The organism is Actinoplanes sp. NPDC089786, from assembly GCF_040684855.1.
Taxonomy (GTDB): Bacteria; Actinomycetota; Actinomycetes; order Mycobacteriales; family Micromonosporaceae; genus Actinoplanes.
The window spans coordinates 386,150-397,560 of the sequence record NZ_JBFBGU010000002.1 but is presented as its reverse complement, the minus strand read 5'-3'; the positions used below and the strand labels follow the sequence as shown (position 1 = coordinate 397,560).

Below are 11,411 nucleotides of genomic sequence, written 5' to 3'. Positions count from 1 at the left end.
CCGGTGATCCAAATGTGGGTTGTTCACCCCTCACGGTCCGGTTCGCCCGTCCGTAGCGTCCTCTCTCGACAGCCGGCAATCACCCCGTACAGAAAGGTTTTCCGTGAATTTCTCCCGTCGTTCTCTGCTGGCGGTGTGCCTTGCGGTTCCCGCGCTCGCGCTGGGGCCGCAGCCGGCCATGGCCGCGGCCGCGCTGCCCACGGTCGACATGGAAGCCGTACTCAAGGCGGCGCAGTGGGACCCGGCCAAGGCCGACTCGGCGGTCACCCCCGGCGCCGGGCCGAGCGTCAAGCTGGTCGAGACCGCTCTGCGCAAGAAGGGCCTGCTCGATCCGGCCTATGAGGACGGTCATTTCGGCACGCGGACCGTCACCGCCTACGCCCAGTGGCAGCAGCAGCTCGGCTACAGCGGCCTCGACGCCACCGGGCTGCCCGGCCGGACGTCGCTGACCAGGCTCGGCGAGGGACAGTTCACCCTGACCCGGATCGTCCTGGCCGGCGCGAAGGTCACCCACCAGGGCTTCCCGGTCAACGACCGGACCCTCGCGATGCTCAAGGCGGCGCAGGGGCGCTCCGGCCGTACGTACGTCGTCGAGCAGGGTTCGTACTCGCCCGGAACCGATCCGACGTCGGCCGGCACCCATGACGGCGGCGGTGTGCTCGACCTCGACGCCGAGGCGCTGACCGCCGCCCAGCGTACGGCCGCCGTGACCGCGCTCCGCCAGGTCGGCTTCGCGGCCTGGCTGCGGACCCCGGCCCAGGGCGACTGGCCGCTGCACATCCACGCCGTCGCGATCAGCGACCCCGACCTGTCGTCGCCGGCCCAGAAGCAGGTCGGCGCCTACTACGAGGGTCGCAACGGCCTGGCCAACAACGCGGCCGACGACGGCCCGCGTGTCCCGAAGGTCACCTACGAGGAATACCTCCGAACCCTCTAGAACTGGAGTCCGTCCATGAACAAGAAGATCATGCCCATCGCCATGGCCGCGTTGACCGGCGCGAGCATCATCGCCATGACGCCCACCGCCGCCCAGGCCGCGGGCCGCAACGGCGTCTGCGAGTCGGGCGAGTTCTGCCTGTACTTCAACAGCAACCACCAGGGATCGGTGTCCGACTTCACCGGCTCGATCCCGGACTACGGCAAGAGCTAGCCGTCCTGCTACGAGTTCAAGAGCGACGGCGCGGGCCAGTTCAAGTGTGTGAAGAACGACGCGGCGGCGGTCTGGAACCGCACCTCCGACCCGGTCACCGTCTACTTCAACCATGACTACAAGGGCGCACGGCAGACCATCAAGGCCGGCGGCAAGGTCAACCTCAACTCGGATCTGAAGAACGAGAACGCCTCACACAAGTTCAACACCAACGACGGCGACAGCAAGGAGAACCTGACCCACGGTCTGTACGACGCCAGCGGCGGCTCCATCACCTGTGGCTTCGACGGCTACGAGAACACGCCGGGCCGCCACGAGGGCATCGACATGGCGCGCAGCGTCGGCTCGCCGGTCTACGCGCTGGTCCGGGGCGAGGTCATCAACATCGTCCGCGGCTCGAACGGCAGCGGTGGGCTGTCCACCATCGCCGTCTACAACTCGGACGTCAACAAGACGGTGATCTACCTGCACACCAACCCGTCGTCGTCGCTGCAGGAGGGTGACCGGGTCGACCGCGAGGACCGGATCGCCACCGAGGCCTGGCACGGGGTCAGCTCCAGCGGCGCCGCGCACACCCACGTCGAGGTGCGCGACGGCCGCAAGCCGCTCGCGGCCGTCAGCGTCGGCGACCCGGACCTGGAGAACGACAACCCGGCCTCGTTCTGGAGCGCCCGCGGATACAACGTCCGATGAAGACGCTTCTCGGCCTGATCGCCGCCGTGCTCCTGGCGCCGCTGCTCACCCTCGCGTCGCCGGCGCCGGCCTCGGCCGACGTCTCCGGGAACTGCTCCGGCCTGGCCGGAGAACGTTCCGGCCGGGCCTCAGTCGCATCGGGTGACGGTGAAGCGCCAGGTGCCGGAGCCCACGGCGTAGCGCGCGACACCGGTGACACCCGGGGCGGGCTCAGCCCCGGCCGGGGCGGTGACGTCGTGGCCGAACGTGGGCACGTCGACCGTGGCGGTGGCGTTGACCGGGACGGTGACGGTCAGGTCGAAGCGGCAGGCGGCGTTGGTCCAGGCCGAGGTCACCGTTCCGCGTACCGTGTCGATCGACGCCGACAGGCGGGCCAGACCGGGCGGCACCCGCGGGGCGACCGCGATCGACGCGTAGCCCGGTGACGCCGGGGTGATGCCCGCGAAGACGGTGTAGAGCGTGGCGTTGACGCCGGCGAACATGGCGTGGTCGTGGGTCTCCATGTTCGATTCGTACGTCCACTGCTCCCACGGCGTGGTGGCGCCCCGGGAGATCTGGTAGCCGAAACCGGGGTAGGTCGTCGTGCCGAGAACCGTCGCGGCGACGTCGGCGCGACCGGCCCGGGCCAGGGCCTCGATCAGGTACCGGGTACCGAAGATGCCGGTGTCCAGGTGGCCGTGATCGGCGGTCAGGACCGTGTCGGCCAGCCGTGCGCCGACCGCGGCGACCCGGTCCTCGGGCACCATGCCGAAGGCCAGCGGCAGGACGCTGGTGACCTGGCGGCCGCTGCCGTACCCGGTGCCGGACGGGTCGAGGAAGCGGGCGTTGAAGGCGTCCGCGATGTCCTGGGCCAGCCGCCGGAAACGCGCCGCGTCGGCGGTCCGGCCGAGCGCCGCCGCGGCCTTGGCCGTGTCGTCGGCCTGGCGGTAGGACAGGGCGGTGTTCACGATCGCCCGCTCGCTGAAGCACTCGCCGGTCGAAGGGCTGCCCTGCCCGTCGTGCGCGTCCGGGCCGCGCACCGGCGGGCACCAGTCGCCGAAGCCGCGGTCGTCCGGCCAGACCAGATCCGGCCGGGCCGCCGCGTTGGCCTCGACGAACGCCGCCATGGCCGGGTAGGAGCGGGCCAGCAGGGCCTGGTCACCGTACTGCTCGTAGAGCGACCAGGCGAGCGAGACCGAGCCGCCGCCCATGTCGGGCAGCTGGGCGTTGCCGGCGTCGTTCGGCAGCGCCGTTCCCGGCGGGAGGTCGAGCAGGTACTTGGCGTAGAACCGTTCCATCCCGAACTCCCGGACCGCGGCGGCGTGATAGGCCTGCACGTCCATCCCGGGCGGGGTTCGCTCGTCCCGCACCGGGGTGTCGGTCGGCAGGCTCATCGAGTTGTTCAGGATCGCCCAGCGGTTGTTCCGCCAGATCCGGTCCAGCAACGGGTCCGAGGTGGCGATCGTCCCGGTCGGCGCGACGTCGGCGTGCACGACGCGGGCCGTCACGCTGCCCGGGCCGAGCGCGCCCGGGAAACCGGTGACCTCGACGTAGCGGAAGCCGTGATAGGTGAAGCGCGGCTCCCAGACCTGCTCGCCCGGGGCGTCGCCGAGGGTGTACGCGTCAGCCGACGCCGCGTTGCGATTGGTCGCCGTGTCGAGCCGGCCGTCCGGGCCGAGTTCTTCGGCCGTACGCATCCGCACCGTCGTGCCGGCCGGCCCGGTGACCCGCAACCGGGGCCACCCGGCGATGTTCTGCCCGAAGTCGAGGACGTGCACACCGGGACGGGGCTCGGTGACACCGGTGGCATGGAGGGTGTCCACCACCCGGATCGGGGAAGCGTCGTCGGCGGCGAGCACCGGGCTGGGCGCCGTCGTGGTCCGCACCGGATGCCAGGCGCGGTCGTCGAAGCCCGGCCGGTCCCAGCCGTCCTGCGCCAGCCGCGCGTCGTAGCTCTCGCCGCCGTACAGGTCGTTGGCCAGGATCGGGCCGTCCGACCACCGCCACGTGTCGTCGGAGGCGACCGTGGCCCGGGTGCCGTCGGTGAACGTGACGGCGAGCAGCGCGATCGCCTGCTTCGGCCCCGGCCATCGGAACCCGTACGGGCTGAACCGCGGGCCGTACCCGTTGCCCAGCCACAGCCCGACGGTGTTGGCGCCCGGCCGGAGCAGCGACGTGACGTCGTAGGTGTCGTAGAGGTTCCGCCGCTCGTACGGCGTGCTCGCCGGGGTCAGCACGCGGTCGCCGACCTTGCCGCCGTTGAGCCGCAGCTCGGCGAAGCCCAGGCCATAGGTGTACGCCCGGGCGCTCGCGATCGGCCGGTCCAGGTCGAACGCCTTGCGCAGCATCGGGGCGTCCGGGTCGGAGGCGAGCAGGGTCGGGTCGCCACGCGGCTCCAGACGGCCGTCGACCACGGGCGCGCCCGGGAACCGGGGATCCGGGTCGGCCGTGAAGTCGTCGCTGAACAGGGTGCGTCCGCCGAGGTCGCGTACGGTCAGGTGGTCGTACTGGGCGACCTCGGGCACACCCTGGCTGACCGACGACCGGAAGCCGATGGTGCCCGGGCCGGGAAGATCCAGCGGGCGTACGTCGACCTGGACGCCGTCGATCCAGGTGGTGACCGTCCCGCCGTCGGCCCGGATCCGCACGTGATGCGTCGCGCCGACGTTCTCCGGTGTCACGACCGGGCTCAGGTCGACCTCGCCGAGCAGCGCGTACGCCCCCTGGCGCCGGACGTGCGGCCGCAGCATGACCCGGCCCGGGTGGGTCACGGCGTTGATCTGCCACATCGCGTAGGTGTCGGCGCTCGCGGCCCGGAACAGCAGGCTCGCCGCCCCCGACCGGATCGTGACATCGGTGTTCAGCGTGAGGTCCCGCCACGAGTGCGCGTCGCCGACGTCCGGGGTGATCCACCGGGCGCCGGCCCAGCTCGCCGCGTCCAGCAGGCCGGTCTCCCACCATGACACCGGTGACGGCGGCGACGGACGGCCGTTCACATCCCATGCCTGGACCGTCCAGTAGTACCGGCGCGCGGAGACCAGGTCCGGGCCGCCGTACCGGACGGCCACCGAGTCGGCGCTCGCGACCCGGCCGCTGTCCCAGACGTCGGCGCTCCGCCGGGCCAGCAGCTCGGGCCGGCTGGCGACGAGCACGCGGTACGCGCTCTGCCGATCACCCTTCCGCCCCGACCGCAGCCGCCAGCTCAGCGCGGGCCGCGGCTCGTCGATGCCCAGCGGCGCCGCGACGTTGCCGGTCCGCAGGTCGTGAACGGTGAGCCCGGCCGCTGGGGCGCCGGCCGCCGAGGCTGCGGCTGCTGGGGCGCCGGCCGGCATCGGGGCGAGCGCGAGGATCAGGGCGAGCGCGAACCGAGCAGGCATGGCGTGCTCCAGCTGTCGGGTTATAACGATTCAATGGGGCCATGTTACGGGCCGGTTACATGTCTGTCGAGATCGGACGCCGCCGGCCCTCCGGCGCGATTTCGCCCACACCTTCTCCGTCCCCGGTCGAACCATGATCACGATTCCCGGCTGAAGCACTAGGCTCAGGGGATGTCCGAGCACCGCCCCCTTCCGCTGTGGGCGGGACGCGCGGCGGCGCTGCTGGGCATCGTGCTCGTCGCGCTCACCCTGCGCCAGGCGGTCGCGGTCATATCGCCGATCCTCGGCGACATCCGGGTGGACATCCCGATCTCGAACATCGGCGTCGGGGTGCTCGGCACGTTGCCGCCGATCCTGTTGGCGGCCTCCGGCTTCATCGCGCCGCGCGTCGCCCGTGGCCTCGGCCTCGACGGCGGCATCGTGCTCGCGCTGCTGCTCATGACCCTCGGCCATCTCGTGCGCGCGTTCGCCCCGGGCTTCGCGGTGCTGCTCGCCGGCAGTGTCGTCGCGCTCACCGGTACGGGGATCGGCAATGTGCTGCTGCCGCCGATCGTGCGGCGCTACTTCCCCGACCGGGTGGCGCTGCTGACCGCCGTCTACGTCTGCATCGTGGGACTGAGCACGGCCGTGCCCGCGGCGGTCGCCGCTCCGGTCGCCGAGCGGATCGGCTGGCGGTTCGCGCTCGGCATCTGGTCGGTGACCACCGTCATCGCGCTCGTACCGTGGCTCATCATCATCGCGCGGGAGCGCCGCCGGCGACTCTCGGCCGCCGTCGCCGTCGAGTCACCACCGCCCGCCCTCGTCACGCGACTGTGGCGGTCGCGCGTGGCCCGGTCGATCACCGTCTTGTTCTCGACCAGCACGATCTGCACCTACGCGGCTTTCGCCTGGCTGCCCGAGATCCTCGGCGACATCGCCGGCTCGACGCCGACCGAGGCCGGTGTGCTGCTCGCCGTCACCGGCCTCATCAGCGTGCCCCTCGCACTCATCGCGCCCCTGCTCGTCGCGCGGCTGCGTAATGTCAGCTGGCTGATCGCCGCCGGTGTTGTCAGCTTCGCGCTCGGCTACCTCGGGCTGCTCCTCGCGCCCGCGACCCTCACCCTGCTCTGGGTGCTGCTCATCGGCTCGGGGTCGATCCTGTTCCCGGTCTGCCTGGTGCTCATCAACATTCGCACCCGGACCCAGGGCGGCACGGTCGCGCTGAGCGGCTTTGCCCAGGGAGTCGCGTACGCGCTCGGCGCGCTCGGTCCGCTGCTCGTCGGACTGCTCCACGACGTGAGCGGCGGGTGGACCCTGCCGCTGCTGTTCCTGCTCGCTGTCATCCTCGTGACGACCATCCCGGCGGTCACGCTGGCCAGGCCCGCGTTCGTCGAGGACGAGCTAGCCAGCTAGACGCCTTACGGTGGCGCCGGCCTATCCGCGCCGGCCCATCCGCGCGGGCCGGGCTGCGACGGTGCCCGCCCTCGTTGCGGCCGGCGCTCGCGCTGGTCATGGGCTGAGCTGGGTTGCCGGGCGCCCGGGCTGCCTGCTCACCCTCGCTGCCGCCCCTCACCCTGGCTGCCCAGCGGCGCCGAACAGGCCGGCAGTCCGGAGGACGCCGCGGCGGCTGAGCCCGGGGCGGTCCAGCGCGGAGTCGGGTACGGCCGGGTCGGCCCAGCGGGGCAGCGTGCTCATGGCGTCCGACCGTAGGGGCCGGAACCGAGGCGGTGGTGGCCGTTCGGTGATCAAACGGTGACCGGCTGGACTCTCGTCCCAGGGTGATCCAGGGCAGACTTCCGGGCCCGATGCATCGTCGCGGTCGCGGCGCGCGGTATAACCGGTCGTCACAACTTAACCGGGCAGGGGAGTGGGCTCTGATGAGCGGCGGGCGGCACGTGGATCCTCTGGCCACGTCGGATCCGGAGCGGCTCGGTGAGTACCGGCTGCTCGGACGCCTGGGCGCAGGCGGCATGGGCGTCGTCTTCCTGGCCGAGAACCCCGGCGGCGAGCGGGTCGCGATCAAGCTGGTGCACCCGGGACTGCTCGCCGACCCCGAGGTCCGGGGCCGGTTCCGCAGCGAGGTGGGCCGGGCCCGGCAGGTGCCGGCGAGTTGCACCGCGGCGTTCCTCGACGCCGACCTCGATCATGACCCGCCGTACCTGGTCGTCGAGTACGTCGACGGGCCCAGTCTCGGCGAGGTGGTGACCCGGCAGGGCCCGCTGGCCCCGGAGGCGTTGCGCCCGCTGGCCGTCGGGGTGGCCACCGCCCTGGCCGGCATCCACGGCGCGGGCGTCATCCATCGCGACCTCAAACCGGGCAACGTGCTGCTCGCCGCGGACAGCCCGCGGGTCATCGACTTCGGCATCGCCCGGCCGTTCGAGCTGACCAGCCAGCACACCCGGACCGACATGATGGTCGGGACGGTCGCCTACATGGCGCCCGAGCGCTTCTCCGCCGACCCGGACATCCCGATCACGCCGGCGGCCGACATCTTCGCCTGGGGCTGCCTGGTCGGGTACGCGGCGGCCGGGCGCACGCCGTTCCGCGGCGACTCACCCCAGGCCACGGCCGCGCGCATCATGACCATGCCGCCACGGCTCGACGGGGTGCCGGACGAGCTGCGGGAACCGGTGCTGCGCGCGCTCGACAAGGACCCGGCGAACCGGCCGACCGCCGCCGAGCTGCTCGCCCTGCTGCGGGGCGAGTCACCGGCCCGGCCCCGCCTCGGCGCCGGCCGGCGGGTGATGGCGGCGGCCGCGGTGGTCCTCGTGCTGGCCGCCGGCGCGACCGCGCTGATCCTGGGCCGGTCCGAACCCGATGCGGACGTGGCCGTCCCGGCCGCCGTCGCCCCCGTTCCCGCCCTGTCGCCCTCGTCGGCTCCGGTGGTGGCCCCGCCGGTGGGCCGGCCGTCGACCGATCCGGTGTCCTCGCGTACCCCAGCGGCTCAGCTCTCGCCGCCCGCGGCCGGCGGCGTCAAACCCACGCCGGAAAACCCCGCCACCACCCAACCCGCCGCTTCGGCGCCGAAGGGGTCGGTCAACACCGCCAGGCGCAACCTCGCGCTCAACCGCCCGGCGTTCGCCTCCAGTGTGGAGAGCGATCACTGGTCGGCCGGCATGGCCGTCGACGGCGACCCGGCCACCCGGTGGAGCAGCGGCTTCGCAGAGCCGGAGTGGTTGAAGGTGGACCTCGGCGCCACCTGGCGAGTCACCGATGTCACGGTGCGGTGGGAAGACGCGAGCGCCGTGTCGTACCGCGTCGAACTCTCCACCGACGGAACCGCATGGACGTCGGTCTACTCCACCACCTCGGGCACGGGCGGTGTCGTGACGGTTCCCGCCGACGGCAAGGCCGCCCGCTACGTGCGGGTCTACTGCCTCAAGCGGTTCCGGGCCTACGGCTTCTCGATCTGGGACGTCGAGGTCCGCTGACGCGCCACCGTCACGCTCGGATAACGGATCGACGGCCGTAGTAACCCGAAGCTCTTCGCCGGACCTAAGCCAGGTGAAGATGCTTGAGGGGGCGCTATGGAGGAGCAGTTCACGGCCATGTTCCGTGAGCACTATCCGCTGGTGCTCGCTTTCGTGTCACGACGGACGGACCAGGCCCGGGCCCACGACGTGGTCGCCGAGGCCTTCACCGTCGCGTGGCGACACTTCGAGCGGCTGCCCGACGAGCCGCTGCCCTGGCTCTACCGGGTGGCGCGGAACTGCCTGGCCAACGCCGTGCGGGCCGACCGGCGGCAGACCCGGGTGGCCGAGAAGATCGCCGGGCACGGCCTCGAACCGGAACCCGACCACGCCCTCTCCGTCATCACCGACACCGGGCTCCGGCAGGCGTTGCACGGCCTGTCGCCGGGCGACCGGGAGGCCCTGCTGCTGGTCGGCTGGGAGGGCCTGGACAACCAGGCCGCGGCCACCGTTCTGGGCTGCTCGGTGGTGGCGTTCAAGGTGCGGCTGCACCGGGCCCGGCGACGGCTGGCCCGGCTGCTGGCCCTTGCTGATTCCTCGCCCGTGGAAGACGTCCCGATGGCCAGGAAGGTGCGATCGGCATGAACGACATCGACGCCATGCGCCGGCTGGCCGCGGCCAACCCGGTGCCCTCGCCGCTGCCGCCGGGGTCGTCACAGGCGCAGTTCTGCCTGCGTACGGTGCTGGCTCAGCCCGTACCCCGAAAAAGCCGGCGGCGCGCTCATCGGCTCATCCCCGCCGCGGCCGCGCTGGTCCTGATCGCCGCCGGCGGCGCCTTCGTCACGATCACCCGCCGAGCGCCCACGCCGCCGCCCCGAGCGACGGTCGTGGCGCCGCCGGCCGTGCTCGCCGGGGCCGCCGACCGGGCCGGACAACCGAGTGGCAAGGGTCAGTTCCTGCACGTCAGGGGCACCTCGGCGCGGGTGATGCACATCGACGACGCGGGCGGCTACAACCTCATCCGGGTCGACGACGTCCGCGGCATGCAGCCGGCCGACGGCCGTCCCGGCGAGGGCTGGCTGATCATCGGCGACGAGGGTTCGAGCGTACGGCCGGTGACCGACCGGGATGCCGCCTCGTGGCGCCGCGACGGGTCGCCCGGGCCCGGGAAGCAGCCCGACACCGTGTCGCCCAACCTGGCCGACGACCCCGAGTTCGACGGCGACGTGGCTTCGCTGCCGGACGCCGCCGAGGTGCCGGTCGCCGACCGGGAGGGCTGGCTGTTCCGCGAGTGCACCCGCCTGCTCGACGTGTTCACCAACACGCTCAGTGGCGCCGACCGGGCCACGCTCTTCCGGACCCTGGCCGGCCTGCACGGGATACGCACGCTCGACGCCGCCACCGATCCGGCGGGACGTCCCGCGACCGGCCTCGCCTACACCGGCGAGACGCCTCGCTACGGCCTCGTCGACTGGCAGATCTACCTGCTCGCCGGCACCGACCAGATCGGTTTCAGCCAGGCGGTCGTACGCCGCCCCGGTCCCGCCAACGCGACCCTCGCCCCCGGAACGGTCCAGTACAGCCTCGCCGTCCTCGACACCCGCCGCAGCCAGACGCCATGAAGCGCGGCGTCGCGGCCACGCTGGCGCTGCTGATCGTCGTCGCCCTGGTCTTCGACCGCCACTACCGGTTCTTCGACATGGCCATCTACCAGGGCGCGGTCCGCTGGTGGCTGGCCGGCGGCGACCTGTACGGCTACCACGCGCCGGTGCGCGGCGCGCTCGGCTTCACGTACCCGCCGTTCGCCGCGATCCTGCTCCTGCCCACCGCCCTGGTCCCGCTCAAGGTGGCCGGCTGGGTGATCACCGCGTCGAGCCTGCTCGCCCTGGCCGTCACCCTGCGGTCGAAACCCCTCGTGTTCGTGGCGGCCCTGGCCATGGAGCCGGTCCGCCAGACCCTCGGCCTGGGCCAGGTCAACCTGCTGCTCCTGGCCCTGGTCGTGCTCGACCTGACGGTTCTGCCGAAACGCTGGCGAGGCGTCGGCGTCGGGATCGCCACCGCGATCAAGCTGACACCCGGGCTGTTCATCGTCTACCTGCTGGTCACGCGTCAGTGGCGGGCGGCCGGGGTGGCGGTCGCCACGGTCACGACGCTGACCGCGGCGAGTCTTCTGGTGGCACCACGCGAGTCGCTCCGCTACTTCGGCGACCTGATGTGGCACACGGCCCGGGTCGGCGAGGCGGACGCGGTGGCCAACCAGTCGCTGGCCGGTCTGCTCGCGCGCCTCGCCGGCAGCCACACCGCCCCCACCGGCGCCTGGCTGGTGTGCTGCGCGGTCGCCCTGGTTGCCGGGTTGCGCCGGGCGTCGCAGGCCCACGCGTACGGGGAGGAGCTGACCGCCCTGGCCCTCACCGGCCTGACCGCCAACCTGATCACGCCGGTCGCCTGGACCCACCACCTGGTCTTCCTGCCGCTGGCCCTGCTCGTGCTGGCCCGCAGCCGGGACCGCCTCGACGTGGTGGCGGCGACGCTGTGCTACCTGCTCAGCGTGCTGTCCCCGATCTGGTGGAGCGACCGGGCGTCCGAGACCTTCGTCCTGATGGCGATCTTCCTGGTGTGGCGCCTCCCCGTCGCGCCCCGCCTCCCAGCCGTCGTCGCCGAGAGCGCGCCGTCGGAGCCGATGACCGTGGGTCACCGGTGACATGGGGTGCGGGCCGGGCCCAGGTCCGGCTCGCGCTGGTCACCGGTGAGAGGGTGTGGGCTGGCGCGGTTCAGGTCGGCTTCCGCCTTGGTCACCGGTGACAAGGTGTGGGCTGGCGCCGG

At 72.5% G+C, this 11,411-nt stretch carries 10 protein-coding genes; 8 read left to right on the top strand and 2 right to left on the bottom strand.

Going from position 1 to position 11,411, the window contains the following annotated elements; translation table 11 throughout:
• Positions 1-103: 103 nt before the first annotated feature.
• The 3 genes from AB0O15_RS12620 to AB0O15_RS12610 are packed head-to-tail and all read left to right on the top strand — an operon-like array spanning position 104 to position 1,843.
• Positions 104-937, top strand: coding sequence for a peptidoglycan-binding domain-containing protein (locus AB0O15_RS12620; protein ID WP_364317739.1), 834 nt, complete (start codon positions 104-106; stop codon positions 935-937).
• A gap of 15 nt (positions 938-952) precedes the next feature.
• Positions 953-1,150 carry a peptidase inhibitor family I36 protein gene (locus tag AB0O15_RS12615; RefSeq protein ID WP_364317737.1) on the top strand — a complete coding sequence of 66 codons (198 nt, stop codon included), beginning with the start codon at positions 953-955 and terminating at the stop codon, positions 1,148-1,150.
• A gap of 48 nt (positions 1,151-1,198) precedes the next feature.
• Positions 1,199-1,843 carry a M23 family metallopeptidase gene (locus AB0O15_RS12610; RefSeq protein WP_364317736.1) on the top strand — a complete coding sequence of 215 codons (645 nt, stop codon included), beginning with the start codon at positions 1,199-1,201 and terminating at the stop codon, positions 1,841-1,843.
• A gap of 128 nt (positions 1,844-1,971) precedes the next feature.
• On the opposite strand, the gene AB0O15_RS12605 is transcribed toward AB0O15_RS12610, so the two are convergent.
• Positions 1,972-5,199 (bottom strand): family 78 glycoside hydrolase catalytic domain, encoded by a 3,228-nt coding sequence (locus AB0O15_RS12605; RefSeq protein ID WP_364317734.1) that lies wholly within the window; start codon positions 5,197-5,199, stop codon positions 1,972-1,974.
• 171 nt (positions 5,200-5,370) lie between these two features.
• Between AB0O15_RS12605 and AB0O15_RS12600 the strand changes: the two genes are divergently transcribed.
• Positions 5,371-6,591: an MFS transporter gene (locus AB0O15_RS12600; protein ID WP_364317732.1), complete on the top strand. Its 1,221-nt coding sequence runs from the start codon at positions 5,371-5,373 to the stop codon at positions 6,589-6,591.
• A 156-nt stretch (positions 6,592-6,747) separates the two neighbouring features.
• On the opposite strand, the gene AB0O15_RS12595 is transcribed toward AB0O15_RS12600, so the two are convergent.
• Positions 6,748-6,873 carry a hypothetical protein gene (locus tag AB0O15_RS12595; protein WP_364317731.1) on the bottom strand — a complete coding sequence of 42 codons (126 nt, stop codon included), beginning with the start codon at positions 6,871-6,873 and terminating at the stop codon, positions 6,748-6,750.
• 182 nt (positions 6,874-7,055) lie between these two features.
• Here AB0O15_RS12595 and AB0O15_RS12590 point away from each other — a divergent pair, with 182 nt between their 5' ends.
• The 4 genes from AB0O15_RS12590 (at position 7,056) to AB0O15_RS12575 (ending at position 11,289) form a co-directional block, all read left to right on the top strand.
• A complete protein-coding gene (locus AB0O15_RS12590; protein ID WP_364317729.1) occupies positions 7,056-8,609 on the top strand; it encodes a protein kinase in 1,554 nt (517 codons plus the stop codon).
• Positions 8,610-8,705: 96 nt separating this feature from the next.
• Entirely contained in the window at positions 8,706-9,233 is a 528-nt protein-coding gene (locus AB0O15_RS12585) for an RNA polymerase sigma factor (protein WP_364317728.1), read from the top strand.
• Entirely contained in the window at positions 9,230-10,210 is a 981-nt protein-coding gene (locus tag AB0O15_RS12580; protein ID WP_364317726.1) for a hypothetical protein, read from the top strand. Before AB0O15_RS12585 ends, AB0O15_RS12580 begins: the two co-directional genes overlap by 4 nt.
• Positions 10,207-11,289, top strand: a complete 1,083-nt coding sequence (locus AB0O15_RS12575) for a glycosyltransferase 87 family protein (protein ID WP_364317724.1) — start codon at positions 10,207-10,209, stop codon at positions 11,287-11,289. Before AB0O15_RS12580 ends, AB0O15_RS12575 begins: the two co-directional genes overlap by 4 nt.
• The last annotated feature ends 122 nt before the right edge of the window (positions 11,290-11,411 follow it).